Annotated in this window: 27 protein-coding genes and 1 pseudogene; 14 read left to right on the forward strand and 14 right to left on the reverse strand. The window is 70.8% G+C overall.

What is annotated here, in order from left to right:
* Window positions 1-9 precede the first annotated feature (9 nt).
* On the forward strand, window positions 10-2181 hold the full coding sequence (locus BUB75_RS11395; protein WP_178379832.1) for an Hsp70 family protein: 2172 nt from the start codon (window positions 10-12) through the stop codon (window positions 2179-2181).
* 26 nt (window positions 2182-2207) lie between these two features.
* Here BUB75_RS11395 and BUB75_RS11400 read toward each other — a convergent pair whose 3' ends face one another.
* Genes BUB75_RS11400 through BUB75_RS11415 form a run of 4 tightly spaced genes read right to left on the reverse strand, consistent with a single transcriptional unit; the run spans window position 2208 to window position 5124 of the window.
* The gene (locus BUB75_RS11400) at window positions 2208-2663 is read right to left on the reverse strand and encodes an SRPBCC domain-containing protein (protein WP_073255612.1); all 456 of its coding nucleotides are present in this window, start codon (window positions 2661-2663) and stop codon (window positions 2208-2210) included.
* Complete coding sequence (locus BUB75_RS11405) at window positions 2660-2965, reverse strand: ArsR/SmtB family transcription factor (protein WP_073255615.1); 306 nt, start codon at window positions 2963-2965, stop codon at window positions 2660-2662. The genes BUB75_RS11400 and BUB75_RS11405 overlap by 4 nt, the downstream gene beginning before the upstream one ends.
* 54 nt (window positions 2966-3019) lie before the next feature.
* Window positions 3020-4435 (reverse strand): sensor histidine kinase, encoded by a 1416-nt coding sequence (locus tag BUB75_RS11410; protein ID WP_073255618.1) that lies wholly within the window; start codon window positions 4433-4435, stop codon window positions 3020-3022.
* Window positions 4435-5124 (reverse strand): response regulator transcription factor, encoded by a 690-nt coding sequence (locus BUB75_RS11415; protein ID WP_178379833.1) that lies wholly within the window; start codon window positions 5122-5124, stop codon window positions 4435-4437. Before BUB75_RS11415 ends, BUB75_RS11410 begins: the two co-directional genes overlap by 1 nt.
* 153 nt (window positions 5125-5277) lie before the next feature.
* On the opposite strand from BUB75_RS11415, the gene BUB75_RS11420 reads away from it, so the two are divergent.
* Together BUB75_RS11420 and BUB75_RS11425 are read left to right on the forward strand one after the other, a co-directional pair.
* On the forward strand, window positions 5278-7362 hold the full coding sequence (locus BUB75_RS11420; RefSeq protein ID WP_218617436.1) for an MMPL family transporter: 2085 nt from the start codon (window positions 5278-5280) through the stop codon (window positions 7360-7362).
* Window positions 7363-7478: 116 nt separating this feature from the next.
* Entirely contained in the window at window positions 7479-7907 is a 429-nt protein-coding gene (locus BUB75_RS11425; RefSeq protein ID WP_143175149.1) for a hypothetical protein, read from the forward strand.
* Here the strand turns inward: BUB75_RS11425 and BUB75_RS48465 are convergent.
* Window positions 7867-8510, reverse strand: a pseudogene (locus BUB75_RS48465) (zinc-binding dehydrogenase); the annotation flags it as partial. The gene BUB75_RS11425 and the pseudogene BUB75_RS48465 sit on opposite strands and share 41 nt — an antisense overlap.
* An 80-nt stretch (window positions 8511-8590) precedes the next feature.
* Between BUB75_RS48465 and BUB75_RS11435 the strand changes: the two are divergent.
* Together BUB75_RS11435 and BUB75_RS11440 are read left to right on the forward strand one after the other, a co-directional pair.
* Window positions 8591-9466, forward strand: a complete 876-nt coding sequence (locus BUB75_RS11435; RefSeq protein WP_073255628.1) for a helix-turn-helix transcriptional regulator — start codon at window positions 8591-8593, stop codon at window positions 9464-9466.
* Window positions 9466-10344, forward strand: a complete 879-nt coding sequence (locus BUB75_RS11440; protein ID WP_073255631.1) for an aldo/keto reductase — start codon at window positions 9466-9468, stop codon at window positions 10342-10344. Before BUB75_RS11435 ends, BUB75_RS11440 begins: the two co-directional genes overlap by 1 nt.
* A gap of 50 nt (window positions 10345-10394) precedes the next feature.
* Here the strand turns inward: BUB75_RS11440 and BUB75_RS11445 are convergent, their stop codons facing one another.
* Genes BUB75_RS11445 through BUB75_RS11465 form a run of 5 tightly spaced genes read right to left on the reverse strand, consistent with a single transcriptional unit; the run spans window position 10395 to window position 15071 of the window.
* Window positions 10395-11627 (reverse strand): ABC transporter substrate-binding protein, encoded by a 1233-nt coding sequence (locus tag BUB75_RS11445; RefSeq protein ID WP_073255634.1) that lies wholly within the window; start codon window positions 11625-11627, stop codon window positions 10395-10397.
* Window positions 11551-12657 carry a branched-chain amino acid ABC transporter permease gene (locus BUB75_RS11450; protein ID WP_073255637.1) on the reverse strand — a complete coding sequence of 369 codons (1107 nt, stop codon included), beginning with the start codon at window positions 12655-12657 and terminating at the stop codon, window positions 11551-11553. The genes BUB75_RS11445 and BUB75_RS11450 overlap by 77 nt, the downstream gene beginning before the upstream one ends.
* Complete coding sequence (locus tag BUB75_RS11455) at window positions 12650-13540, reverse strand: branched-chain amino acid ABC transporter permease (RefSeq protein WP_073255640.1); 891 nt, start codon at window positions 13538-13540, stop codon at window positions 12650-12652. Before BUB75_RS11455 ends, BUB75_RS11450 begins: the two co-directional genes overlap by 8 nt.
* Window positions 13537-14301: an ABC transporter ATP-binding protein gene (locus BUB75_RS11460; protein WP_073257090.1), complete on the reverse strand. Its 765-nt coding sequence runs from the start codon at window positions 14299-14301 to the stop codon at window positions 13537-13539. The genes BUB75_RS11455 and BUB75_RS11460 overlap by 4 nt, the downstream gene beginning before the upstream one ends.
* The gene (locus tag BUB75_RS11465) at window positions 14298-15071 is read right to left on the reverse strand and encodes an ABC transporter ATP-binding protein (RefSeq protein ID WP_218617437.1); all 774 of its coding nucleotides are present in this window, start codon (window positions 15069-15071) and stop codon (window positions 14298-14300) included. The genes BUB75_RS11460 and BUB75_RS11465 overlap by 4 nt, the downstream gene beginning before the upstream one ends.
* A gap of 188 nt (window positions 15072-15259) precedes the next feature.
* Here BUB75_RS11465 and BUB75_RS11470 point away from each other — a divergent pair, with 188 nt between their 5' ends.
* Both BUB75_RS11470 and BUB75_RS11475 read left to right on the forward strand, forming a co-directional pair.
* Complete coding sequence (locus BUB75_RS11470; RefSeq protein WP_178379834.1) at window positions 15260-16456, forward strand: PucR family transcriptional regulator; 1197 nt, start codon at window positions 15260-15262, stop codon at window positions 16454-16456.
* Between the two features lie 125 nt (window positions 16457-16581).
* Window positions 16582-16971, forward strand: coding sequence for a DUF3618 domain-containing protein (locus tag BUB75_RS11475; RefSeq protein ID WP_073255646.1), 390 nt, complete (start codon window positions 16582-16584; stop codon window positions 16969-16971).
* Between the two features lie 103 nt (window positions 16972-17074).
* Here BUB75_RS11475 and BUB75_RS11480 read toward each other — a convergent pair whose 3' ends face one another.
* Genes BUB75_RS11480 through BUB75_RS11490 form a run of 3 tightly spaced genes read right to left on the reverse strand, consistent with a single transcriptional unit; the run spans window position 17075 to window position 18890 of the window.
* Complete coding sequence (locus BUB75_RS11480; RefSeq protein WP_073255649.1) at window positions 17075-17722, reverse strand: class I SAM-dependent methyltransferase; 648 nt, start codon at window positions 17720-17722, stop codon at window positions 17075-17077.
* Window positions 17719-18561 (reverse strand): cation efflux transmembrane domain-containing protein, encoded by an 843-nt coding sequence (locus BUB75_RS11485; RefSeq protein WP_084740858.1) that lies wholly within the window; start codon window positions 18559-18561, stop codon window positions 17719-17721. Before BUB75_RS11485 ends, BUB75_RS11480 begins: the two co-directional genes overlap by 4 nt.
* Entirely contained in the window at window positions 18561-18890 is a 330-nt protein-coding gene (locus BUB75_RS11490; protein ID WP_073255652.1) for an ArsR/SmtB family transcription factor, read from the reverse strand. Before BUB75_RS11490 ends, BUB75_RS11485 begins: the two co-directional genes overlap by 1 nt.
* A gap of 166 nt (window positions 18891-19056) precedes the next feature.
* On the opposite strand from BUB75_RS11490, the gene BUB75_RS11495 reads away from it, so the two are divergent.
* The 3 genes from BUB75_RS11495 to BUB75_RS11505 are packed head-to-tail and all read left to right on the forward strand — an operon-like array spanning window position 19057 to window position 20188.
* Window positions 19057-19404 (forward strand): hypothetical protein, encoded by a 348-nt coding sequence (locus BUB75_RS11495; protein ID WP_073255655.1) that lies wholly within the window; start codon window positions 19057-19059, stop codon window positions 19402-19404.
* On the forward strand, window positions 19401-19838 hold the full coding sequence (locus BUB75_RS11500; protein WP_073255660.1) for a MerR family transcriptional regulator: 438 nt from the start codon (window positions 19401-19403) through the stop codon (window positions 19836-19838). The genes BUB75_RS11495 and BUB75_RS11500 overlap by 4 nt, the downstream gene beginning before the upstream one ends.
* The gene (locus BUB75_RS11505) at window positions 19835-20188 is read left to right on the forward strand and encodes a hypothetical protein (protein ID WP_073255663.1); all 354 of its coding nucleotides are present in this window, start codon (window positions 19835-19837) and stop codon (window positions 20186-20188) included. The genes BUB75_RS11500 and BUB75_RS11505 overlap by 4 nt, the downstream gene beginning before the upstream one ends.
* On the opposite strand, the gene BUB75_RS11510 is transcribed toward BUB75_RS11505, so the two are convergent.
* A complete protein-coding gene (locus tag BUB75_RS11510; protein WP_342761132.1) occupies window positions 20163-21482 on the reverse strand; it encodes an MFS transporter in 1320 nt (439 codons plus the stop codon). The genes BUB75_RS11505 and BUB75_RS11510 overlap by 26 nt on opposite strands.
* Before the next feature lie 163 nt (window positions 21483-21645).
* Between BUB75_RS11510 and BUB75_RS11515 the strand changes: the two genes are divergently transcribed.
* From BUB75_RS11515 to BUB75_RS45040, 4 genes are all read left to right on the forward strand, one after another.
* Window positions 21646-22239, forward strand: a complete 594-nt coding sequence (locus BUB75_RS11515; protein WP_073255669.1) for a TetR/AcrR family transcriptional regulator — start codon at window positions 21646-21648, stop codon at window positions 22237-22239.
* A 25-nt stretch (window positions 22240-22264) separates the two neighbouring features.
* The gene (locus BUB75_RS11520) at window positions 22265-23587 is read left to right on the forward strand and encodes an MDR family MFS transporter (RefSeq protein ID WP_073257096.1); all 1323 of its coding nucleotides are present in this window, start codon (window positions 22265-22267) and stop codon (window positions 23585-23587) included.
* A 142-nt stretch (window positions 23588-23729) separates the two neighbouring features.
* Window positions 23730-24005 (forward strand): hypothetical protein, encoded by a 276-nt coding sequence (locus BUB75_RS11525; RefSeq protein WP_073255672.1) that lies wholly within the window; start codon window positions 23730-23732, stop codon window positions 24003-24005.
* Window positions 24006-24567: 562 nt separating this feature from the next.
* Window positions 24568-24705: a hypothetical protein gene (locus BUB75_RS45040; RefSeq protein ID WP_178379835.1), complete on the forward strand. Its 138-nt coding sequence runs from the start codon at window positions 24568-24570 to the stop codon at window positions 24703-24705.
* The last annotated feature ends 218 nt before the right edge of the window (window positions 24706-24923 follow it).

Below are 24923 nucleotides of genomic sequence, written 5' to 3' on the forward strand. Positions count from 1 at the left end.
TCTGTGCGGGTGGCAGCGGGTTACCGGCTGGGCGTGGACTTCGGAACCTCGAACACGGTGGCGGTGCTCGCCGGACCGGACCGCCGATTCCGGCCGCTGCTGTTCGACGGCCAGCAACAGCTACCGTCCGCCGTGTGCGCGGTCGACGGCGGGCTGCTGGTCGGCAAGGCGGCCCAGCACACTGCCCAGCGTCATCCGGCGGCGTTCGAGCCGCACCCCAAGCGACATCTGATCGACGGCGGCGTGCTGCTCGGCGAACGGGAGTGGCTGCCTGTCGAGGTGGTCACGTCGGTGTTCCGGCGGATCGCGGACGAGGTGGACCGGGTCACCGGCATCCCGACGACGGACAGTGGGCTCGACGAGGTCGTGCTCACCCATCCCGCGGTGTGGGGCGGGCCCCGTCGTCAGGTACTGCTCGACGCCGCCGCCCGGGTCGGATGGCACCGTGTCCGGCTGGTGGCCGAGCCGCTGGCCGCGGCCGCCGCGTTCGTTCACGACCACCCGGACCGGTTACCGCCGGGCGCGATCGCGTTGGTGTACGACCTGGGCGCCGGCACGTTCGACGCCACCGTGGTGCGAGCCGAGCCCGATCGTGGGTACACGGTGCTGGCGACCGGCGGCATCCCGGACGTGGGTGGCGCGGATGTTGATCACGCGATCGTGGCCTCGTTCGCGGCGGCGTATCCGGCGCACGAATCGACGTGGGCCCGCCTGCTCAACCCGGCGACGACCGCCGACCGGCGCGCTCGCTGGACGTTCCTCGAGCAGGTCCGCACCGCCAAGGAGATCCTGGCGACCAGCGCCACCACGTTCGTCCACGTGCCCCATCTCGACGACGAGATCGTGCTGGGACGCGAGCAACTCGACGAGCTGACCCGGCCGTTGATCGAGCGGACGCTCGCCGCCTGTCACGAAGTGCTCCGGCAGACTGGCCTGCGACCGGAGACCCTGCACGCCGTGTTCCTGGTCGGCGGCTCGACGCGCCTGCCCGGCCTGACCCGAGGCCTTCATCGCTCGCTGGGGCACCCGCCCACGGTGCTGGATCAGCCGGAGCTGGTGGTGGCCACGGGTAGCCTCCACGTCCACCGGGCCAGTGCCCCGCCCCCGCCGCCGTTTCCCACCCCGGCCCCGGCTCCGCCGCCGCCGCCGCCGGCTCCGAACGCCCGGTCAGCCCGCCGGAAGTGGCTGGTCGTCACGGCGATCGCCACGGTCGTCGTCCTCGCAGGCGGTTTTGGCCTGTACCGCATCCTGAGCGAGGCGGACTCGCCGTCCCTGCTCCGCACGCTGACCGGTGCCGAAGACGCGAACCCCCAGGTGTACGACTCGGTCGTGTTCAGCCCGGACGGGAAGCAGGTCCTCACCGCCGGATATCAGCAGATCTGGGTCTGGGAGACCTCCACCGGCAGGCTGCTGAAGCAGTTGACCACCGCGTACGGGACCCGCCAGGCCGGCCTGTACGGCGCAGTGATCAGTCCGGACGGTAAGCGGGTCGTGGCCGGTGACAGCGAGGGCAACATCTGGCTGTGGGATCTGACCGGGCCGGGCGAGGCTCAAATCCTGCTGAGACTCCACCAGGACTACGTCAGCGAGCTGGCGTTCAGCCCCGACTCTCGGAAGCTCGTCTCCGGCGGCGGTGGGGGCACGGTGTACGTCTGGGACGTTGCCAAGCGAGCCGGCGACGGCGGCGGGCCGATCGAGACCAAGGTCGACAGTGTCCGGGGGCTCGCCTTCAGCCGGGACGGTAAGACCGTGGCGGCGGTCGGTCCGGACGGCAAGGTGCGGCTCTACGACGCCGAGAGCCGAACGATTCTCGGCGACGAAATCCGGGGCACCTGCGTCGCGTTCAGCCCGGCAGCCGAACAGCTGTTGACCGGCGGCACCGACAAGAACGTGCTCCGGTGGAATCCGGAGACCGGAGAACGGATCGGGAACCCGCTCTCCGGTCACCAGGACGAGGTCGTCGCGGTCACGTTCAGCCGCGACGGGAACCGGGCGGCTTCGGCAGAGGACGTCGGGGCTGTTCGGCTGTGGGACACCGGCACCGGGAAGCAGATCGGCGAGCCCCTGGACTCCAGTACGAAGGACGGCGAGGCGACCCCGGCCGTCGCGTTCAGCCCGGACGGTGCGCTCCTGGCGTCAACCAGTGGGCGCGGAGTCAACCTCTGGTCCGTCCCCGACTGAGAGGCTCCGCGCCAGGGTGGTGGGGATCACAGCGCTGCGGCATCGAGCTGCGCGGCGATGCCCTCCAGGCACCACTGCCAACCCGTGCGCAGGTGCTCGGCCGCCTGCGGACCCGACAGGCCCTCGACCGTGAGCTCCAGCCGGGTCCCACCCTCGACCGGCAGGAGCAGCACCGTGCAGCGGGAGCGCTCCGAGGTGCCCTCCCCCTCGGTGAGCACGTCGAACACGAGCCGCTCCACGGGTTCGAAAACCGCGAAGGTCGCCACCTCGCTGTACGCGTCGCCGTCCGGGCGGGGGCCGAACCGCAGCCGGTAGCCCCCACCCTCGCGGGCGTCGACCTCGCACTTCGCCAGGCGCCACTCCGGGTCGGGAAGGACCCAGCGCTCCAGCAGGTCAGCGCGGGTGAAGGCGGCCCACACCCGCTCGGGTGGCGCGGGGTAGGTGCGGTCGAGGTCGAACGACAGGAGCGGGGCGTTGGTCATGTGTCCTCCAGGAGGGTGCCGAGAGCGTCCAGCCGGGTCGACCAGAGCGCCTGCTGCTGTGCGGTCCACGTCGCCACGGCGACGAGCGCGTCGTCACGCAACCGGCACTCGCGTACGCGGCCGCGTTTGACCGTCGTCACCAGGCCGGCCTCCTCGAGCACGCGGACGTGCTTGAGGACGGCGGGCAGCGACATCGACGTCGGCGCTGCGAGGTCACCGGCGGACGTCGGCCCGCGCACGAGCCGTTCGACGATCGCCAGGCGGGTCGGGTCGCCCAGGGCTGCAAACTGACGGTGAACCATTTGGTTTACTGTTACGCTTCGGCGCGGCCGTGTCAACCCGCGCGTCGGGCTAGTTCACGGGGAGCGCGGCAGCTCGATCCGGATTCGGGCACCACCGGCCGACGCGGTCTCGGCACTCACCCGCCCGCCGTGCGCCTCGACGACGGCGACGACGATCGAGAGCCCCAGCCCCGACCCTCCATCGGAAGCCGAACGAACCGCGTCGGCACCCCGGAAGAACCGTTCGAACACCCGCTCACGCAGGTCGGCGGGGATACCGGGGCCGGCGTCGGACACCTCGACCACCGCTGCGGCGCGCTCCGTGACCACTCGGACGATGGCCGGCGTGCCGGGCGGTGTGTGCAGCCGGACGTTCGCCAACAGGTTGTCGAGCACCTGACGCAGCCGCTCCGGGTCTCCGTTCACCAGCACCGCGCCGTCCGTCTCGACGGTGATCTGCCGGTCGGCGTCCACCGCGCCGGCGTCGGCGACCGCACGATCGACCAGCGCTACCAGGTCCACGGGCTCACTGCTGAGCGGCCGGCCCTGGTCGAGCCGGGCCAGGAGCAGGAGTTCGTCGACCAGATGCCCCATCCTGGTCGCTTCCGACTCGATCCGGAGCAGCACGTCGGCCAGGTCGTCCGGGCGGCTCGACGCGCCCCGGCGGAACAGCTCCGCGTAACCGCGCACGGTCGCGATCGGCGTCCGGAGCTCGTGCGAAGCGTCCGCGACGAACCGCCGGAGCCGATCCTCCGAACGCCTCCGCGCCGCGAACGCCGCCTCGATCTGTCCGAGCATCGCGTTCAGCGCACGCCCCAGCCTCCCGACCTCCGTCCGGGCGTCGGCGGTGGCCACCCGGGACGACAAGTCACCCGCGCCGATCGCCGCGGCGGTCGTCGCGATCTCGTCGAGCGGACGCAGTGCCACGCGTACCGTCCGCAGCGAGAGCAAACCGAGCCCGAGCAGCACCGCGGCGCCGGTGATCAGCGCGGTGTTACGGACCCGCGCGCTGAACTCGTCAGCGACGTCGGTGCGCATGCCGAGCACCAGGACGGTGTCCCGTCCGTCGACTCGGGTGGCCATCAGCCGCCAGTGCGAGCCTCGTTCAGCCAGCCGGACGCCGTCTGGCCCGTCGGCCGGGCGCAGTTCGCCGGGCAACTCGTCACCCAGGTCCGGCCGAGGTCCGAACGCGACGGTGTCGAGGACCCGCCCCTCGGCGTCGCGCAACTGGTAGAACGACGGGAGGTCACCGGCCTCGGCCAGCCGCCGCCAAACCGGCCCGGCGCCCTCCCCCGGCACGAGGTGCTCCAGCAGCCGGGCGTCGGTCTCCCCGGTGGCGCGGTCCGCCTCGCGGGCGACCGCGGCCAGAACGTCGTCGGTCCGATCACCGCGGAGGTCCTGCAGCGCACCGAAGATCGCACCGACCATCACGAAGAGGCCCAGCGTCACCATCGTCATCACGGTGAGGACCAGGCGTGCCCGCAGCGACATCAGGCGCCCGGAATCCGCACCACGTAGCCGACCCTCGGCACCGTATGGATCAGCGGCGGGTCGAAGGCGTCGACCTTGCGACGAAGGTAGGAGATGTACGTCTGCACGTTGGCGTCGTTGCCGCCGAAGTCGTACTCCCAGACGTGCTCCCGGATCTGGCCCTTGGACAGCACCCGACCGGCGTTCGCGACCAGCAGGTGCAGCAGCCGGAACTCGGTCGGGGTCAGGTCGATCACCCGGCCCTGGCGACGCACGACGTGGGCGCCGTCGTCGATCTCCAGGTCGGCGAAGGTCAGGACGGCGTCGCTCCGGACCTGCTGCGCGCGGCGGAGCACCGCCCGGATCCGCGCCACGAGTTCTTCGATGCTGAACGGCTTCGTGACGTAGTCGTCGCCGCCGACGGTCAGCCCGTTGACCTTGTCCTCGGTCGCGTCCCGTGCGGTCAGGAAGACCACCGGCGCGCTACACCCGCGCCGCCTCAGCTGACGACACACCTCGATGCCGGAGAAGTCCGGCAGGACGACGTCGAGCACGATGAGGTGCGGATCGAAGCCGCCGACCGCGGCGACCGCGTCACGCCCGCTGTAGGCGACCTCGGTGCGGAAGCTCTCGTAGCGCAACGCCGTCGCCACCAGATCGGCGAGATAACGTTCGTCGTCCACGACCAGGATGCGAGGGCCTGTCTTCACGTCCTCAGTCTGGCCGCCACCGACCAGTTTGACCGTCGAGCCCCCAGGTCCACAGAGTTTCCCCAGAGCGGTCCCAGAGCGGTTGAAGAGCCGGCTGGTCCGCTGGTGGACATGGAAGCTTTCTCGAGATTCGTGCTGGGACACCGGCGCCTGATGACCGCGACGATCGTGCTGCTCCTCGCGGTCGGTGGAGCGTCGATCGCGCTCGTCCTTCCGTCCGTTTCGGAGCGGAACGAGTACCCGGGGCTGGACAGTTACCGGGCCAACCAGAAGATCGAGCAGGTGGCCGCCGCCGGCGGGTACGAACGACCGCTGGTCCCGGTGGTGACGCTGGCCGGCGACACGACCGTCGACTCCCCCGGCGTCCGCGCCGCACTCGGCGCGGCGTTCGACCGTGCCGCGGCCCTCGCCGACGGTCGCTCCGTCTCCTACGCCGATGCGGGCGATCCGGGCTTCGTCGGCGCCGACGGCCGGGTGACGTTCGGGCTCGTCTACCCACCGACCGCCGAGGTGGGCGGTCTACCGGGGAGCGCGCTCGGCGAAGGCGCCCTGATCCACGAGGCGCTCACCTCCGCGATGGCTGCGGAGCTGCCGCCGGGCAGTCGCGTGCAGGTCACCGGGCTCGACTCGCTCGCAACCGGCACCGACGCCGGTGGGCTGAACGTCCCGATCAAGCTGGCGATCACGATCGTCGCGGCGCTGGCCGTGCTGCTGTGGATCTTCCGGTCCTCGCTCGCCCTCGTGCCGCTCCTCGTCGCGTTCGTGGCCGTTCCGATCTCGTTCCTCGGCCTGCTCGTCGTGAGCCCGTTCGTAACGATCCACGAGACCACGGTGATCATGCTGCCGCTGTTCGGCATCGGCATCGCGATCGATTACGCGTTGATCCTCGTGACCCGGTGGCGGGAGGAACGTGCCCGCGGGAACGACGACGCCGAAGCGGTGCACCGCGCCATGGGCACCGCCGGGCACGCCGTCGTCTTCAGCAGCCTCGCGGTGGCGTTCGGCCTGGTGACTATGCTCGTGCTCCCGATTCCGCTGCTCCGCAGCCTCGGCATCGGCGGCATGCTGGTCACGGCGTCCAGTGCGCTGGTGACGCTGGTGCTGCTCCCGGTTCTGCTCGAGCGGTACGGCCGTCGGCTGCGGCGCAGGCAGGGCCTGGACGAGCGGGAGGAAGCCGCGAGCCGGACCTGGACCGGCTGGGCTCGGCTGGCCGTTCGGTTCCGCCGGCCCGCCGCGCTGGTGACCGCCGCGTTCCTGGGCGGTCTGTGCCTGGTCGCCACCACGATCAACCTCAACGTCCCGACCACCGACCACCTCCGTACGTCGGGGCCCGGCCACGACGCCCTGCTCACCTTGGACCGGGCCGGCGTGCCGCGCGGCGTCCTGACGTCGTTCGAGGTGTATGTCCCACCCGGACAGAACACCGCGACGGTGGCCGACTCGATCACGGACCTCGCCGACATCCACGCCGTCGCCGCCTCCCCCGCCGATCCGTCGCTCCTCACCGTCCTCCCGGTTCACGAAGGTGGCGATCCGGCCGGTCGGGTGACGATCTCGCAGGTGGTGGCGGCCGTTCCGGACGATGTGCTGGTCGGCGGGAACATCACCCAGCAGGTCGAGTACCTGGACGCGACCTACGCGATGATCCCGTGGATGCTGGCGCTGGTCGCGCTGGTGACGTTCGTCGTGCTGGCGCGGGCGTTCCGCTCGCTGCTCATCCCGATCAAGGCGATCGTGCTGAACCTGCTGTCGCTGGGTGCGGTCCTCGGCGCGATGGTCGTCCTGTGGCAGTGGGGCTGGGGCACCGAGGCTCTCCTCGGCATCCGACCGGACGGTTCGATCGGTTCGTTCGTCCCGGTGACGATCTTCGCGTTCCTCTACGGGCTGTCGATGGACTACGAGGTCTTCATCCTGTCCCGGATGCGGGAGGAGTACGACCGGACCGGCTCCACCGGGCGCGCCGTGATCAACGGCGTGGGACGCACCGGACGCCTGGTGACCGCGGCCGCGTTGATCCTGTTCTTCTCGTTCGCCTCGATGGCCATGGGCGGCGAGCTCGACGTGTCGGTGTTCGCCACCGGCCTCGCGCTCGGCATCCTGATCGACGCCACGCTGATCCGGTCGGTGCTGGTGCCGGCGACCGTGGCGATGATGGGCCGGTGGAACTGGTGGCTGCCGGCCTGGGCCGCCCGGATCCTCCGGGTGCCGCCGTCCCCGCTGGCCCCGGACCGGCCGTGAGCAAATCAGAGCGAATTCGCGCAATCCGGTTGCTGTAGCCGCCGGGGATGGGCCAGGCTGGCCCACCTCGGCGGGGCGCTGAGCCCGAGTGTTTGTCGGCGACCGGAGGTACGACGATGTCCTCGAGTCCTTTACGACGCAGCCGCGGGGTGGGCCGGCGGGCCGTGCTCACGCTTGCCGTGCTCGCCTCGGCGGTGCTCACGGGCGCCTTCGCGTCGGCCTCGCCGGCACAGGCGGACTCGTTCGCCGGCTGCATTTACCCGCGGGTCTGCTTCTACCGGACCACGAGCGACTACTTCGCCAGCAGGCCCTCGGCGGCCTACCAGGACAAGACGAACTACTTCCAGACCTTGGGCTCGCGGAGCCGGGGAGCCCTGGTCGTCTACAACACCCGCAACGACGACGTCGCGCTGCTCAAGTTCGGCGAGTTCGTGGCCTGCCTACCGACGAATCGTGGGTGGAGCCACGATCTCAACCCCATGGGCACCGTGACCGCGATCCGGATCATCGACGCGCCGACGTGTGCGGGGTACTACCAGCTGTAGGCCGGATCAGAACCTTGAGCGCGTCGCGCTGGTCCATCGCCCGGTAGCCTCGGATGTCTCCTCGATGCTGACCATGTGGTCGAAGACCTTGCCGGGCTCGACGGTCCCGTCGAGGACGGCCGGGAGCAGGGTCTCGAGGTAGGCGCGCACCCGGGCCGGTCCGCCGGTGAGCGTGATGTTGTGGCGGAAGAGGCTGCCGAACCCGACGGGGGCGTTCTCGTACTGGGGACGCCGACCCGGCTGATGATGCCGCCCGGCCGGACGACGCCGAGGGCTTGATCGTAGGCGGGGCGGTGGCCGACGGCTTCGATGACGACGTGGGTGCCCTCGCCGCCGGTCAGCTCGCGGCCCTGCTCGATGCCTTCCTCGCCGCGCTCGGCGACGACGTCGGTGGCGCCGAACTTCGCGGCCGAGGTCGGTGCGGGTCTTGTGCCTGCCCATGAGGATGATCCGCTCGGCGCCGAGTTGCTTGGCCGAGAGCACCGCGAGGAGACCGACCGCGCCGTCGGCGAACGGCACGCGGACTGCCTCGGCCTGCCCACCGCCGATGCCGCCGGCGGCCCAGAAACCGCCGTGGCGGCAGGAAGTGTGCAGGCCCTCGCGGTACCCCCTCGGCGCGGGCCCAGTCTTCGGGGGTACTGACAGACCCTCCCTCCTTCTCAAAGGCGGCCTAGCCTGGAGTTATGGGCCAGATCGACCACCGCGCCGAGATTCGCGAGTTCCTGTCTTCGCGGCGGGCGCGACTCACCCCCGAGCAGGCGGGGCTGCCTGCCTACGGCGGACACCGGCGCGTCAAGGGGCTCCGCCGGGAAGAGGTCGCGCTGCTCGCCGGGGTCTCCATCGACTACTACGTCCGCATGGAGCGCGGGAACCTCGCCGGTGCCTCCGAGAGCGTGCTCGATGCCATCGCCAGGGCACTGCAGCTCGACGACGCCGAGCGCGATCACCTCTTCGCGCTGGCCCGGGCGGCGGGCCCGGCATCGCGTCCCCGCCGCGCTACGCCGTCCGGCGTCCGCCCCGTCATCCAGCAGGTCCTCGATGCGATCGGCGACGCGCCCGCCTGGGTGCGCAACGGCCGCCACGACATCGTCGCGATGAATCGCCTCGCCCGAGCCCTCTACGCCCCCGTGCTCGCCGATCCACGCCGGCCGGCCAACACCGCACGGTTCGTCTACCTCGACCCGGCCGCCCGCGACTTTTTCGTCGACTGGGACCGCATCGCCAACGACGCCGCCGCGATGCTCCGGCTCGAAGCCGGCCAGAACCCGCACGACCGCGCGCTGATCGAACTGATCGGCGAGCTCTCCACCCAGAGCGAGGTCTTCCGCACGCGCTGGGCGTCCCACGACGTGCGGTACCACCGCAGTGGCCAGAAACGGCTCCGCCACCCGATCGTGGGGCAGCTCGACCTGGACTTCGAGTCGATGGAACTGCCGTCCGAACCCGGACTATGCCTGAACGTCTACACCGCCGCCGCCGGCACACCCGCGGCCGACGGCCTGAAGCTGCTCGCCAGCTGGGCCGCCACTCGAGACCTCACGATCGCAGAGGACGTTTGATGCACACCCTCACGCTCAACAACGGCGTTCCGATGCCGGCCCTCGGCCTGGGCGTCTTCCAGACTCCGCCGGACGAGACCCGCGCCGCGGTCACAGCGGCTCTGAGCACCGGCTACCGGCACATCGACACCGCCGCCGCGTACGGCAACGAACGCCAGGTCGGCGAGGCGATCCGCGAGTCCGGACTCCCCCGTCACGAGGTCTTCCTCGAGACCAAGATCTGGATCAGCGACTACGGCTACGACCAGACCCTGCACGGGTTCGAGAAGAGCGCTCGCAAACTCGGCGTCGACCAGATCGACCTGCTCATCCTCCACCAGGCCCTCCCGTCGGGCTTCGACAAGACCCGCGAGGCCTACCGCGCCCTCGAAACGCTGCTCGCCGACGGCAAGGTCCGCGCCATCGGCGTCAGCAACTTCATGGTCGACCACCTGGTGGCGCTGCTCGACGAAGCGAGCACGGTCCCGGCGGTCAATCAGATCGAGGTCCACCCGTACTTCGCCCAGCGCGAAGTGCAGAAGTTCGACGCCGAGCACGGCATCCTCACCCAGGCCTGGGCACCGATCGGCGGCATCACCTTCTACCGCGACAGCGGCCACACCAGCACCCTCGACGACCCGGTGATCGGCCGGATCGCCGCCGCGCACGGCAAGACGCCCGCGCAAGTCATGTTGCGCTGGGGGCTGCAGCAGGGCCGCTCGGTGATCCCGAAGTCCGTCCGCCCGGAGCGCATCGCCGAGAACTTCGCGGTGTTCGACTTCGAGCTCACCGACGCCGACCTCGCCGCGATCGACGCACTCGACACCGGAAAGCGCGGCGGACCGGAGCCGGCCGACGTCACGCTCGCGACCTTCGGGAGGCCGATCCCGGAGAACTGAGCGCCACGATCGGCGGGACGCGGGCCGGCGGCCCGCGTCCCGCCGGTCTGTCAGCTCCCGGCGAGCGCCTCGGCGAACTGACCCTGGAACGCGTCCTGGACGATCGTCGCGCCACCGGGCACGTCGGCCGGGCGATAGATGAAGCTGTACAGGCTGGGCGACCGGCCCAGCGTGAAGCCGTCGATCGGCACCAGCAGCCCACCAGTGTCGATCTTCTTCAGCCCGTTGAACGCGTCGAGCACGCCCTGCCGGGTCAGGTCACCCTTCTCGCAGGCCGCGTCGAGCACCTGCTTCATGACCTCCCCCATGCCGTAGCCGAAGATCACGCCGGCGCTGGCGCTCTTCTCCTTGGGGTAGGCCTTGGTGTACTGCTCGTAGAGATCGGGGTGAGCCTCGAAGGTGGACGTCTGCGCCGCCACGTAGAGGTGCGACTTCAGCCAGGGGGCGGTCGGCCCGGCGAGCAGCCCCGGCGCGAACACCGGCGCGCTGGAGACGATCGGCACGTCGAGGCCCTGGGCCTGGGACGCCGCCGCGACGGACGCGAGCTGGGGCGGCGCGACGGTCAGCGCGATCGCGTCGACGCCGCGGGCCTTGAACTGGCTGACCTGGGCGCTCATGTCCTGGTCAGTGGGCTTGATCTGGGCTTCGACGACCTGCAGCTTCTTCGCCTTGGCGACGTGGCGGGTGCCCTCCAGGCCGGTCTCGCCGTACTCGCCCTCGAAGTAGATGTGGCCGACCGTGTCACCCTCCTTCAGCATCTTCTGCCGGAAGAGGTAGTCGAGGCCGTTGGACATCTCGACGTCGTAGGTCGGGCCGAGCACCGCGGTGCCGGGGATGTCGGTGAGCACCTCACCCAGCGCGGACGGGAAGTTCACGATCTTGTCGGCCACGAAGTCCTTGGCCAGCGCCGCGTTGATCGGGGAGCCGATCGTCTGCTGCATGGCCAGGACGTCCGACTTCATCGAGCTGTAGAGCTGGACGCCCTGCTGGGGCACGTACTGGGTGTCCTGCACGTCGAGCTTCACCGTGTACTTGTCGCAGACCTTCGCGGTCTTCCAGTACAGCGAGTTGCCGTTGGTCATGTCCTTGCCGATCGAGGCGAAGACGCCGGTCAGGTCGGTGAGCACACCGAGCGTGATCGTGTCGCCCTCGACGCCGACGTCGGTGGCGACGTCCCCGGACCCTCCGTCCGAGCCGTTCTCGGCCTTACTGCTGCACCCGGTCACGATCATCGAGAGCGCGGCCGCGATCGCCGCTACCCGGATCAACGCTGGTGTTCTCATCAGGTGTGCCCCTTCGCACGTGAGCGGTACGGAATCGGAAGCGGCGGGCGAGTCCGGCCAGGCCCGCCGGCTGGAACAGGACGACCAGGACGATCGCGAGTCCGTAGAGGTAGCGAGCGGCCTCTCCGGCAGCCAGACCGTCCCCACCGGCGCCGGTGACCAGCGGCAGTTCGTCCGCATAACGCTGGAGAACCAGTGGCAGAGCGGTCACGAACGCAGCGCCGAGAACCGCGCCACCCAGCGACCCGAGGCCGCCCAGGATGACCATCGCGAGGTATTGGATGGAGACGAAGAGTCCGAAGGACTCGGGTGCGACGCTGCCGATCGACAGCGCGTACAGAACGCCGGAGAGCCCGGCGAAGGCGGAGCTGACCAGGAAGACCCCGGCCTTGTAACGCTGGACGTTGACGCCCATGACCGACGCGGCGATCTCGCTGTCGCGGACGGCCTGCAGCGCGGTGCCGGGGCGGCTGCGGACGAGGTTGCGGGCGAACAGAAAGGCGCCGAGGAGCAACGCGAGGCCGAGGTACCAGAGGCGTTCGGACTCAGCGAACGGGACGCCGAGCAGGACCACCCGCGGGGTGTCCGCGAACGGAAAGCCGAACAGCGAGAAGTCCGGCACCGAACGTCCGTTGAAGCCGCCGGTCACCGACGTCCAGCTGTTGAGGACGTGCTGGCCTCCGAACACCAGCGCCAGCGACGCGACACCGAGGTAGATGCCCCGGAGACGGGCGGCCAGCGGGCTGAACGCCAGCCCGGCGAGCCCGGCCAGGCCGACGGCGATGAGCATCGCGAGCGCCGGTGGCCAGCCGAGGCTGTCGGCGAAATACGTGTAGCCGATCGCGCCGACCGCCAGGAAGAACGAGTGCGCGAGCGACAGCTGACCGGTGGTCCCCAGCAGCAGGTTGAGCCCGAGCGCACCGATCGCGGCGCCGCAGATCGCGAAACCGGTCCGGAGCCAGAACTCGTCCACGTAGAACGGGAGGATCAGCAGCGCGATCGCCGGCAGGATCCAGCGCAGCCTAGACACGGGTCATCTCCCGGGTGCCGAACAGCCCCGACGGGCGGACCAGCAGGACGACGATCATCACCAGGTACGGCACCACCGCACCGAAGCCGCGGCCGAGGAAGAGCAGCTGGTCCTGGTAGCCGGCGGCGAGCGCCTCGGCGACACCGATCAGCAGTCCGCCGGCGAGCGCGCCGCCGGTCGAGTCCAGACCGCCGAGGACCGCGGCCGGGATCGCGCCGAGCGCGACCGTGTAGACGGCCGGGCTGACACCAGGCGTCGGCGAGCCGACCAGGAACAGTGCCGCCACCGCGGCGAGCAAACCGGCGACCAGCCAGGCGATCGCCGAGACCCGGCCCTGCCGGATGCCCATCAGCGCGGCGGTGTCGCCGTCCTCGGCCACCGCGCGCATCGCCACGCCCCAGCTGGAGTACTTGAACGCGGCGAAGAACCCACCGATCAGCAGCGCGGCCATGCCGATCGCCAGCGCACGGTTCGTGCTGATGCCGACGTCACCGAGCCGGACGACGTCCCCGCCCCAGGGGTGCGGGACGTTGAGGATGTCCGAGCCGATCCGTCGGACCAGGTCGGTGAGCAGCAGGATGTCGATGCCGATCGTGACCACGGCGAGGCTGATGTCGGAGGATCCCCGCAGGCGGGCGAGCACGAGCCGCTCGATGAGCCATGCCGCCGCGGCGGTGAGCGCCACCCCGGCGAGAGCGCCCGCCCAGAACCCGAGTGGCTCTGAGAGCCGGACCACCGCGTAGGCGCCGAGCAGCAGGAACGATCCGTGGGCGAAGTTCACCACGCCGCTCGACTTGAAGATGATCACGAAGCCCAGCGCGATCAGCGCGTACATGGCGCCGAGCGAGACGCCGTTCAGCAGTAGCGAGAGGAACTGCGTCATGTCGCCCCCAGGTAGGCCCGGATCACGTCCGGGTCGGACTGCACTTCGTCCGGGGTGCCATCGGCGATCCGACGGCCGAAGTCGAGCACGGTGACTCGGTCAGCCAGTGCCATGACCATCCCCATGTCGTGCTCGACCAGCACGATCGTGATGTCCAGCGCCGCGCGGATGGATCGGACCGTGTCGGCCATCCGGCGGGTCTCGTCGGCGTTCATGCCGGCCACCGGCTCGTCGAGCAGCAGCAGACGCGGCTCGGCGCAGAGCGCCCGGGCGGCCTCGACCCGCTTCTGCACGCCGTAGGGCAGCACCCCGACCGGTGTGGTGAGCACGTCGCCCAGCTCCAGGAACTCGGCGATCTCGGCGACCCGGGCCGCGTGCTTGCGGCGCTCCCGGCCTTCGCGGGGCAGGCCGAGACCACCGGCGAGGAACCCCGTCCGGGTGAGGTGGTGCCGGCCGAGCATCAGGTTCTGCGCCACGGTCTGGTGCGCCGAGAGCGCGATGTTCTGGAACGTCCGGGCGACGCCTGCGCCGGCGACCTGGAAGGGGCGCATGCGGTCCAGGCGCACCTCGCCGAACCGCACTTGCCCGGCGGCCGCGCGGTAGACCCCGGACAACACGTTGAACAGCGTGGACTTGCCCGCGCCGTTCGGGCCGATGACCGCGTGGATGGTGCCGGGCTCGACCGTGAACGAGACCTCCGACAGCGCGGCGACCGCGCCGAACCGCACGCTGACGTCGTCGACCTCGAGGCGGTCGATCATTCCGACCACCGGGAGAGGACCGGACGTTCCTCGGTGCTCTCCGGCCGGACGCCGAGGTAGAGCCGTTTGACGTCGTCGTTGCGGGACAGTTCGTCGGCGCTACCCGACAGCGACACGGTCCCGACGTCCAGGACGAACGCTTCCGACGCCACGCGCAGCGCCATCGTCGCGTTCTGTTCGATCAGCAGGACCGACGTGCCCTGCCGGTTGATCTCGGTGATGACCTCTCCGATCTGTCCGATGACCTTCGGTGCCAGGCCCAGCGATGGTTCGTCGAGCAGCAGCAGCCGCGGTCCGGCCATCAGCGCGCGGCCGATCGCGAGCATCTGCTGCTCGCCGCCCGACAGCAGTCCGCCCCGTTGCGTCCGCCGCTGGGCGAGGATGGGAAACAGCTCGTGGACGCGCTCGCGGGCGGCGGCGCGGGCGGCCCGGCTGGGGTTGCCCAGCCCGCCGGCGCGAAGGTTCTCCTCGACGGTCAGCCGGCCGAAGATCTTCCGTCCCTCCGGGACGTGCGCAACTCCCCTGCGGACGATGGCCGCGGGGTCGAGCCTGCTCAGGTCGGCGTCGTCGAGGCGGACGGTGCCGCGGTCGATTCGCCCGCCGCGGCTGCGCAGCGCGCCTGAGACGGCTCGCAACAGCGTGCTCTTCCCCGCGCCGTTGCTGCCCAGCACCGCCGCGATGGCGCCGTCGGGCACCGCGAGCGAGATCCCACGGAGTGCCCGCACCGCCCCGCCATAGGAGACATGGAGGTCGTCAACGGTCAGTGCCACGGAAACCTCCTGAGTGCGGGGTGGCGACAGTGTGTGCGCGGGTATCGCTCGTCGCTCGTCGCATGGACCGTGATGGGTATCGACAGCACCCTGTGTTCTCCAGCTCGGTGTGCGGAGTGCACACCTGTCGCTCCGCCGGACAGGCGAATCGCTGTCGCGCCGATCGGCGACGCGTATCGTGCGCCGTTATGGCAGCGCCTGCGGGCCCGAGCGTGTCGGCGCTGGCCGTCCGTCTCCGGGAGCGACATCTCACGACCCTCACGGCGGAGGTGTCTCAGCAGGTCCTCGCCGCGTTACCCGACCTGCCCGGCTCCGAGGTCGTCACCGTCGCCGAGATGCGTGAGGCGTGCGCGGTGAGCATCGAGCAGATGCTCTGCGAGCTGAGCGGTGAGGGCCAGCGGATCTCGCTGACCGATACCGGCCGCCGCCGCGCGCAGCAGCGTGTGCCGGTGGAGTGGCTACTGCACAACTTCCGGCTGTGCGCGCGCACGATCTGGCACGGGCTGGTCAGGGAGGCCGGCTGCTCCGGCGACGGCGGCGCCCACCGGCTGCTGGAGGAGGCGGCCGTCGTCTGGGACGCGCTCGACCGGGTGTCGACGGTCGTGACCAAGGCCTACCGCGTCGAGCGGAACCGTCTGCGACGCACCGCGCAGCGCCGCCGTGAACAGGTGCTCTCCGCGCTGCTGGAACGGGCGCCCACCGCGCAGGGCGCCGAGGAGGAGGCCGCCGACGTGCTGGGGATCCCGCCGCGCGGGCCGCGCGTCGTCGTCGTGTCGTCGGTCGGCTCCGGCCATCCGACGACCGCCCTGCGGTCGGCCGGCTACACCTCGGCGTGGGTCACCCAGGGCCCCCGGGACGTCGGGCTGATCGCCTGGGGGGCGGCCGACGACCTGCCGGAGCTCGCGGCGATCCTGGGAAACTGCCTGCCCGGATCGGTGACCGTCTCACCACTGATCCACGGCTTCGAGGACGTCGCCACCGCGTACCGATTGACGGCGCTCGCCCTTCGGACGCTGCCCTCCGGCTACCAGGGCATCACCCAGGTCACCGACCGGCTCCCGCACACGATGATCGCCGCGGTGCCGGAGGTCTCCGACGTCCTGGTTCGGCACACGCTCGGCGGCCTGCTCACGGTGCGCGCCGGGGAACTCGAGGTCTACCTCGCCACGCTCGAGGCGCTGGTGGACGCCGACGGCTCGTTCGCCGCTGCGGCCCGCAAGCTGTACTGCCACCGCAACACCGTGCTCAAGCGTGCGCACCGCATCGAGGCGTTGACCGGCAGACGGCTGACCAGCACCCGCGCGCTGCTGGAGCTGTATCTCGCGGTGCTGGCCGTCCGGATGGACGCCACCGGCCGGTTCGCCACCTCCGGCCCGATCAGCTGACCGCAGCGCCTCACCGGGCGCAGCCCGGCTCCCGAATCGATTGAGACGACAACGGCTGGGTACCACCCCCGGGGACGGCGCCGGCGTGGCTCCGACGCCCCGACCACCGAGGAGCACGCACACCGATGACCAATTCCCCCACCGCCAGCCCCGCGCCGACCGATCCGGACACCATCCGTGCCGAGATCGACGAGACCCGCGCCGACCTCGGCGCCACCGTCGACGCGCTCGCCGCGAAGACCGACATCCGCGGCCGCGTCCAGGCCCGCCTCGCCGACACCCGTGTCCAAGCCCGGCAGGCAACCGCGCGCGCCACGATCACCGCACGCGGCAAAGCCGGACCAGCCCTCGAACACACCCGCGTCTACACCGCCAAGGCCAGGCAGGCAGCCACAAACACCAGCCCCCGCACCCGGGCGATCTCCGCGGCGAGCGCTGCCGCCGTCCTCGTACTGGTCCTGGTCGGTGTCCGCCGTCGGCGGCGCGCGGTACGCACCCCCTGGTACCGGCGCTGAGGTTCCACGCATGCTGCCCCGGACAGGCGGGCGACCAGGGCGCCCGCCCGACCGGGTGCACTACGGTTGATCGGCGATGCCATGCCGGACCTTCTCGGCGGGCTCAGCGATTCCGCTCACGGAGGGCCGTGCCGCGGATGTGCGGCGCGTAGGGCGTGGCCAGACCGGTGGCCGGGAAACGGAATCGGTCCATCTTCTCGATGCGGAAACCCGCGGCCGCGATGGCGGTAGCGGTGTCCCGGCTGGTGTGGCAGCCGCCCATGAGCCGCGGTCCGAGGGTGGCGTCGGTGAGGCGCTGGATGCGCAGCAGCCGCCGGCCGTGGCGCGCGGCGACGTGCTCGAGGAACCGCAGCCGGCCGCCGGGCCGCAGCACGCGGTGAATCTCGGACAACGCCGTGGCCTGGTCGGGAACGGTGCAGAGGACCAGCGACGCCACGGCGACGTCGAACGTGTTGTCGTCGGCGGGAAGTGCTTCTGCGCTGCCGTCGAGAACCGTGATCGGTACCGAGGCGCTGGAGGCGGCTTTTTGTGCGGTGGCGCGCAGGCGGGGCTCGGGTTCGACGGCGATGACCTCCGTGACGGTGCCGGGGTAGTGCGCGAAGTTCAGGCCGTTGCCCGCGCCGACTTCGATCACTCGTCCGTGGAGGCCGGCCAGCAGGTCGCGGCGGTGCTCGGCGTAACCGGAGCGTTCGACCGCTGCGCTGTAGCGTTCGTAGAGGCGGGCGAAGATCGGATGTGACGTCGTCGTCATCGGTGCTCTCTCCGCGGTGCAGGTGTTTGTGGACCTCGCGTTGATGGAACGGCGACTCCATGGTGGAGGTCCTGTTCAACCCCGGTCGCCCGAGCCCGCGGTGGCGCGCAGCAACCGTCCGCGCATCCCTCGTCCGCGCATCCCTCGTCCGCGCATCCCTCGTCCGGCGTAGCCTGCGCCGTGCCGCTGCCGGCGCTGAGCGCACCGGCCGGGCCGCAGCAGGCGTCGCCGCGCCAGGCCTCCCGGCCTTCCTTGACCGCGACTGCGGCGATGACCAAGGCAGCGACCGGGTCGGCCCACCACCAGCCGAACGCCGAGTTCACCGCCAGCCCGACCAGCAGCACGCCGGAGAGGTACGTGCACAGCAGCGTCTGCTTGGAGTCCGCGACCGCCGACGCCGATCCCAACTCGCGGCCCGCCCGGCGTTGCGCTGCGGAGAGCACGGGCATGACCGCCAGCGACACCGCCGCCAGCACCAGCCCGACCGCGGAATGGTCCGCCCGCTCCCCGCTGACCAGCGCGCGCACCGACTCCACGGCGACGTAGGCGGCCAGGCCGAAGAACGACACCGCGATGATCCGCAGCGCCACCTTCTCCCGCGTCTCCGGATCCGGACCGGCGAACTGCCAGGCCACCGCCGCGGCCGAGGACACCTCGATCACCGAGTCCAAGCCGAAGCCGATCAACGCGGTGGAGGAAGCGAGGCTGCCCGCGGTGATCGCGATGACCGCCTCGATCACGTTGTAGGTGATCGTCGCAGCCACCAGCAGCCGGACCCGCCGCGCGAGCACGGCCCGTCGGACGGGTGAGGGTCCCAGACTCACCAAGGGCAGCGACATCAACAGCAGCCCTTCTCCGCCGAGTCGGGGCACGCGGCCGGATCCACCGCCAGCACCAGCCCCAGCAGATCCCCCAGCGCGTGCCGCAGGCGGGCATCGGCCAGCTCGTACCGGGAGCGACGCCCCTCCGGCACCGCGACCACCAGCCCGCACCCACGCAGACACGCGAGGTGGTTGGACAGCTTCTGCCTGCTGACCCCGAGCAGGTCGGCGAGCTCGGCCGGGTAACCGGGAGCCTCCCGGAGTGCCAGCAGCAACCGCGCGCGCGTCGGGTCGGACAGCGCGTGGCCGAAGCGGGCCAAGACCGCGCCGTGCGTCAACGTCTCCATGGACCAGAACAGTACAGAGAAGGCTGAATAAACGAAACGCTGTACCGTCGCCGGGTGGGTGAAACTCGCGGCTCACCAGCCTTGCATTCGGTACCTGGGTACAGGCTTACCGTCGAGTGGACGGCGCCGCGCCGGTGCCGGAACCCGCCGCTCGAAGGAGCCTGCGATGTCGTTCGATGTCCCCGATGCGTGCACACTGCCCGCGGCCGAACACCCCGGGCGGCTAGCCGAGTTCGACGACCTGTTCGCCACGGCCCTGCGGCGGGTCGAGCCGGTCAGCGCCACCCACGCACGGCTGCATCTGACCGGCCCGGCCGGGTTAGCGGCGACGGTGCGGGATCTGGCTGCGCGGGAGTCGGCGTGCTGCTCGTTCTTCACCTTCGTCATCACCCCGCAGCCGGCGACCGACGGCGAGGGCGTGCTCGTGGACGTCGAGGTACCGGCGGCCCACGCCGACGTGCTCGCTTCCTTGGCTCAGCGCGCGGGCGCCGTCTCCGCGGGTGCGACGCCGTGACCGCCGGGCTGCGTACCGGTGAGGTCGCCGAACGGGCCGGGGTCAACATCCAGACCCTGCGCTACTACGAGCGGCGCGGGCTGCTGGCCGAACCGCGCCGCTCCAACGGCGGCCACCGCCTTTACCCCGCCGACACCGTCGCCCTGCTCCACGTCATCAAGGCCGCGCAGCGCCTCGGGTTCACCCTTGACGAGGTAGCCGAACTCCTCGACGCCGGCCGGCGCCGCCACCCCACCGCGGACCTGCGGCAGCGGGCCATCGACAAGATCGCCGAGATCGACCAGAAGATCGCCGACCTCGCCACCATTCGCACCTCGCTCACCGAGGTCGTCAACGCCCGCTGCGACAGCCTCACCCACTGCACCTGCGCCGACTGCCCGATCCCGTTCCTCACCATCGGCACCGCCGAGCACCCCTCCGGAGACCCGGCATGAGTCAGCCGCTGCCCACGCCCACCCGAGCTCGGCACCAGGAACCGGTGATCCAGAACGCGCCGCCGCGACACAGCATCGTCACCGGCGGCCTGGCCGCAGCAGCGTGCGCGGCCTGCTGCGCGCTACCGGTACTCATCGGGGCCGGCGCACTCACCGGAGCCGGCGCGGCGATCGTCGAGCAGACCCTGCTCGCGATCGCCGCCGTCCTCGCGACCGCGGCGCTGGGCATGTGGTGGCTGCACCGGCGCCGCTCCGCAGCCACCGGCGCCGGTTGCGGGTGCGGGTGCGGCGCCGACTCCGAGAAAGCCGCAGCGTCGGGCCGGCCTACGTGCGGGCCGGGACCGGCGTAAGGACGACCGTCACGAGCGCAGCGGCCAGCGCCACGATCGCGCCGGTCGTGAAGCCCCGGGAGAAGCCGGCCGCGCTGGTGCCTGCGATGCCGGCTGCCGCCACACTGGACACGACGGCCGCGCCGAGGGACGCGCCGAACTCGTGGAAGGTGCTGACGATGCCGGAGGCGAGCCCGGCTTCCTGCGGCGCGACCTGCCCGAGCGCGGTCGCCGACGCCACCACGAAGAGCGAGCCGGTCCCGGCGGCGGCGACGCCGACCCCGACCACCAGGGCCGTGGTGCCCTCCCACAGGGCCGGAACGGCCATGCCCGCGGCGGCGACGAGCAGACCCGCCACGCCCAGCACGCGCGGCCCGATCCGCCCGAGGACACGGCCCGACGCGTCCGCCCCGACCATCGTGGCGATCGCGACGGGCAGGAACAGCAGGCCGGTCGTCAGGGGCCCGTAGCCGCGGTAGTCCTGCAGGTAGAACGTGCCGAGGAAGAACACCATGATCATCAGCGCGGTCGCCACGAGAATGAGCAGCGTTCCGGTCGCGACCGGCCGCCGGATCAACAGCCGCAGATCCATCAGCGGGTGGGCGGCGGTGCGCTGGCGAACCACGAACGCGGCGTAGAGCACGACGGCGACGCCCACGAGTGCCGCCGTGGTCGCGGTGAGCCAGCCGTGGTCGCCGGCCCGGATGAGCGCGTAGATCAGGACGCCGGTCGCTGCGGTGACCAGGGCAGCGCCGAGCACATCCAGGCGTCCCCGCTCTGGCGCGGAGGGTTCGGCGGGCAGCTGCAGACGCAGCGCCAGCAGCAGGGCGAGGCCGACGGGAACGTTGACGTAGAACACCCAGGGCCAGCCAGGTCCGGCGGTGAGTAGTCCGCCGAGAAGAACACCGAGGGCGGCTCCGCCGCCGCCGAGCGCCGACCAGATCCCGAGCGCCTTGTTGCGCTCCTCCCCGTCGAAGATCGTGACGACGAGCGAGAGTGCCGCCGGCGAGAGCAGCGCGGCGGCCAGGCCCTGGGCGACGCGGCCACCGAGCAGCATCGGGCCGGAGGTCGCCAGCCCGGCGACGAGGGACGCCGCGGCGAAGAGCAGCAGCCCGGCCAGGACCAGACGACGGGCGCCGAAAAGGTCAGCGGCGCGGCCACCGAGCAGGAGGAGACCGCCGAACGTGAGCGTGTAGCCGCTCACCACCCAGGTCAGGGTTTCGCGTTCCAGGCCCAGGTCAGCGCCGATGTGGGGCAGCGCGATCGCGACCACGGTCACGTCCAGGATCAGCATGAGTTGGGCGATGCCGACCATCCAGAGAATGCGCCAGCGTCGCGGATCGGGTGTGCGGGTGGGGCTGGTGGAGGTGAAGGGGTCAGCCACGGCGTTACGCCTCCCAGACGCTAAGTCGTACATCGATGCTTGAGTTAATGGCGCTACTGTAGCTCGTACATCGCTGCTCGACTTACGGAGATTCATGGCCCGCGCAGAGGTCACACCCGCCCGTCGGGCTGACGCCCGGCAGAACATCGAGAAGATCCTGGGCGCCGCAGTGGCCTGCCTCGGGCGCAAGCCGGATGCCAGCGTCAACGAGATCGCCCAGGCAGCCGGCGTGGGACGGATGACCCTCTACGGCCACTTCGCCACCCGGGAGGCGCTCGTCGAGGCGGCGCTCCGCAGAGTGCTGGAGGACGGTGACGCCGTCCTCGAAGACTTGGACCTCGACGGCGATCCACCCGCGGCGCTGCGAGCGCTCATCGAGTCGAGCTGGCTATTGATCGCCCAGGCGAGCGCCGTCCTCGAGGCCGCGCAGGCCACCTTGCCGCCCGAGCGGATTCGCGAACTCCATGCCAAGCCGGAGCTGCGCGTGCACGACCTCATCCGCCGCGGCCAGGCCGAGGGCGCGTTCCGCGACGACCTTCCGGTCGAGTGGCTGGCCGGCGTCCTCTTCCACCTGATGAAGGGGGCAGCAGCCGACGTCGTCCGCAATCGCCTCGACCCGGCGGACGCACCGCGCTACCTCGCCGAAACCGTCCTCGCCGCATACGCGGGCCCGCGGGCCGGCGTCTGACCGTGCTGACGACCCTGCAGTGGCGATGATCGCCGCCCCATCGTCACTGCGCCGCGCGCGGGTCCTCGTCGCGGGCTCAGCCGTCATGAGCCTCGCGACGTCGATCACCGTTCCGTTCCTCGCCATCTACCTCCGCACCGAGCTGGACGTCTCCATCTCCGCGGTGGGACTGCTCCTGGGATGCGCGGTGCTCCTCGCGATCGCCGGGAGCTTTCTCGGCGGCGCGCTCTCGGACGCGCTGGGGCGGCGTCCGGTCATGGTCGCGGCGCTGATCGTCGTCATCGGCTCGTTCGCCGGCCTGTTCCTCAGCAACGACGTCGTGACCGCGTCCCTCTGCGCGGCGACGCTCATGACCGCGTCGGGCACCTACAGCCCGGCGGCCAAGGTGCTGCTCGGCGACCTGGTCGCGCCGACCGACCGAGGCCGGTGGTTCTCCTATCAGTACCTCGCCATCAACGCGGGTTACGCCGTCGGACCGCTCGTGGGCGCGGGGCTCGGGTTAACTGCGGGCCGCGTGTCCTTCATCGTCGCGGCCGGGGTGTGCGCGCTGTACCTGCCTGTGCTGATCGTGGTCGCCGCTCCCCCACGGTCGGCACCAGCGACGCCCGACACCCGGACGCCCGACATCCGAGAGCCCGACATCCGAGAGCCCGCCATCCGGGAGCCCGCCACCCGGGCGCCCGGAACGCCGGGGCGGCCGAGCTGGCGCGCCGCGCTGCGCCGAACCGCCCTGGCGCTGGTCACCGACCGGCGGCTGCTCTGGCTCCTGATCGCTGCCCTGCTGCTCGAAACCGTCCACAACAAGATCTCCGTGCTGCTCGCCCAGCACTTCGTGGGCGTGGCAGAGAACGGCGCCCAACTGCTCGCGGTGGTGATGACGACCAACGCGGTCGTCGTCATCGGTCTGCAGGCCGCCCTGGCCCGATACGTCGCCCGCCTCGACCCGATCCACGCCCTGTCCGCCGGCGGCGTGCTGACATTCGCCGGCATGGCGGGATTCGCCCTGGCGGCCGACCTGTGGCACTACGTCGCCGCGATGGTTGTGTTGACCGTCGGCGAGGTACTGATCGTCCCGTCGGAGTTCGCTCTGCTCGACCGGATCGCCCCCGCCGACTTGCGCGGCGGCTACTTCGGCGCGCAGACGCTCTCTCAGCTCGGCGGCTTCACCGGCCCCTATTTCGGCAGCCTGCTCCTGGCCACCTACGGCGGCCGGGTCATGTTCCTGACGCTCGGATCCCTGGCCCTGATCAGCGTCGCGATCTACCTCCTCGTGGGGAAGGTGGCCCGCGGCCCGGTCCAGGTGCCGAGCCACCCCGAGCCGACGAGAACCGAGGAGAAGGGTTTGTAGCGCCGAAGAGAGCTGTTCCAGGCCCACCTCGGATCGTCGCAAGCAGACGCCGGATTCGCTGGACTCTGGCGGGACAAAGCGTCGGTGGACAGATGTTCGAGTGTCGCAGCGTGATCGGAGCGGGGCATCACTATGATTGGGCATGGCGGTTGAGCACGCGCACTCGTTGATCGACGCGATCTGTGGGCAGCCTGATGCGGCCGCGACCAGGGCGGTAGAGGTGCTCAGCGCCCAGGCCGCCGCGTTGGCCTGGGTTGGGCAGGCGACCGGTTCGTATCCGGCGCCGGCCGGTGTCGCCGCGCGTCTGCGAGAGGTTGCCGACGAGCTAAAAGACCCGTCAGACTCCCGTGACCCGGATGCGGTCATGATCCAGGTTGCCGCCGAGGCCCTCGCCGAAGAGCGCTCTAGCGCAGCGTGAACGGCTACGTCCTCGACCATCTGACGTTGAGCGCAGGCCTGGCCGCTACCGGCAGCGAACACCAACGACGCGAGACCTCCCGCCTGTTACACGCTGCCGTTGACGGTGGTCCGCCGCTGATCGTGCCGGCACTATGCCTGGCAGGACCGCTACTCAGCGCCCCGCGGTGGCTGGGCATCTGGCCGCTCTGGTCACCGATGCTCCTGCCGGAGCGCTGCTGATCCTCGGCGTGGAGCGAACTCCACAATGGGATGCCGTCCGCCATACTTTCCCCGGTTTAGGTTGGCCAGCGTTGCATGCGGCAGTCCAGGCCATCACCACTGGGCTGCTCATCATGACCACCGACGCGGACATCTACCGCGGAGTACCGCTCGACGTCCTCGTTCTCTGACGCGTCCGCCGCAAGGCGAGCAGCGCAGACCCGTCGCAGCACTCGATCTCCTCGTGTACGCGGTCGGTCGGCGCCACTGGGATGACTCACGCCGCCGGAGCGTAGTTCTGGACCGGCACGCCGACTCAAGCATCTCGCCGGCATCCGGATGCCGCGAATTCACCCGCACACATGCTGAGACGCACTTTCGTCACCACGACGCTCGACGCCGGCGTCGGCCTTCGCAACCCAGATCGCCGCCACGCCGTCCCGCGTACCACGATGCGCCATGACCGCGCCCGCAAGAACCTCGACCGGCACCCCGACTAGATCCTCGCCGCCTACAGGGCCTCCGGGACATAACGCGAACACGCGACGTGCCGAGTTGAGCGCGTTCGCTGACCCCGGTCCGGCCTTTCGACCGGGCGGGACGACTGGGCGCAGTCGCATACTGAGCGCTTTCAGTTAGCGCTATTTTGCGCGTTCTTGAAATACATGCCGCTCGGCGACTTGCCGACCAATGCGACGATTGACTCAAGGACTCTCCA

Origin of the sequence: Cryptosporangium aurantiacum, assembly GCF_900143005.1 — a bacterium.
GTDB classification, from domain to species: domain Bacteria; phylum Actinomycetota; class Actinomycetes; order Mycobacteriales; family Cryptosporangiaceae; genus Cryptosporangium; species Cryptosporangium aurantiacum.

Bases quoted from the DNA above. Each gene is read 5' to 3' on its own strand.
- BUB75_RS11400 (WP_073255612.1), bottom strand. From the start codon at position 2,663: ATGACCAACGCCCCGCTCCTGTCGTTCGACCTCGACCGCACCTACCCC.
- BUB75_RS11405 (WP_073255615.1), bottom strand. From the start codon at position 2,965: ATGGTTCACCGTCAGTTTGCAGCCCTGGGCGACCCGACCCGCCTGGCG.
- BUB75_RS11410 (WP_073255618.1), bottom strand. From the start codon at position 4,435: ATGTCGCTGCGGGCACGCCTGGTCCTCACCGTGATGACGATGGTGACG.
- BUB75_RS11420 (WP_218617436.1), top strand. From the start codon at position 5,278: ATGACCGCGACGATCGTGCTGCTCCTCGCGGTCGGTGGAGCGTCGATC.
- BUB75_RS11425 (WP_143175149.1), top strand. From the start codon at position 7,479: ATGTCCTCGAGTCCTTTACGACGCAGCCGCGGGGTGGGCCGGCGGGCC.
- BUB75_RS11435 (WP_073255628.1), top strand. From the start codon at position 8,591: ATGGGCCAGATCGACCACCGCGCCGAGATTCGCGAGTTCCTGTCTTCG.
- BUB75_RS11440 (WP_073255631.1), top strand. From the start codon at position 9,466: ATGCACACCCTCACGCTCAACAACGGCGTTCCGATGCCGGCCCTCGGC.
- BUB75_RS11445 (WP_073255634.1), bottom strand. From the start codon at position 11,627: ATGAGAACACCAGCGTTGATCCGGGTAGCGGCGATCGCGGCCGCGCTC.
- BUB75_RS11455 (WP_073255640.1), bottom strand. From the start codon at position 13,540: ATGACGCAGTTCCTCTCGCTACTGCTGAACGGCGTCTCGCTCGGCGCC.
- BUB75_RS11460 (WP_073257090.1), bottom strand. From the start codon at position 14,301: ATGATCGACCGCCTCGAGGTCGACGACGTCAGCGTGCGGTTCGGCGCG.
- BUB75_RS11470 (WP_178379834.1), top strand. From the start codon at position 15,260: ATGGCAGCGCCTGCGGGCCCGAGCGTGTCGGCGCTGGCCGTCCGTCTC.
- BUB75_RS11475 (WP_073255646.1), top strand. From the start codon at position 16,582: ATGACCAATTCCCCCACCGCCAGCCCCGCGCCGACCGATCCGGACACC.
- BUB75_RS11480 (WP_073255649.1), bottom strand. From the start codon at position 17,722: ATGACGACGACGTCACATCCGATCTTCGCCCGCCTCTACGAACGCTAC.
- BUB75_RS11485 (WP_084740858.1), bottom strand. From the start codon at position 18,561: ATGTCGCTGCCCTTGGTGAGTCTGGGACCCTCACCCGTCCGACGGGCC.
- BUB75_RS11490 (WP_073255652.1), bottom strand. From the start codon at position 18,890: ATGGAGACGTTGACGCACGGCGCGGTCTTGGCCCGCTTCGGCCACGCG.
- BUB75_RS11495 (WP_073255655.1), top strand. From the start codon at position 19,057: ATGTCGTTCGATGTCCCCGATGCGTGCACACTGCCCGCGGCCGAACAC.
- BUB75_RS11505 (WP_073255663.1), top strand. From the start codon at position 19,835: ATGAGTCAGCCGCTGCCCACGCCCACCCGAGCTCGGCACCAGGAACCG.
- BUB75_RS11510 (WP_342761132.1), bottom strand. From the start codon at position 21,482: ATGGTCGGCATCGCCCAACTCATGCTGATCCTGGACGTGACCGTGGTC.
- BUB75_RS11515 (WP_073255669.1), top strand. From the start codon at position 21,646: ATGGCCCGCGCAGAGGTCACACCCGCCCGTCGGGCTGACGCCCGGCAG.
- BUB75_RS11520 (WP_073257096.1), top strand. From the start codon at position 22,265: ATGATCGCCGCCCCATCGTCACTGCGCCGCGCGCGGGTCCTCGTCGCG.
- BUB75_RS11525 (WP_073255672.1), top strand. From the start codon at position 23,730: ATGGCGGTTGAGCACGCGCACTCGTTGATCGACGCGATCTGTGGGCAG.
- BUB75_RS45040 (WP_178379835.1), top strand. From the start codon at position 24,568: ATGCTGAGACGCACTTTCGTCACCACGACGCTCGACGCCGGCGTCGGC.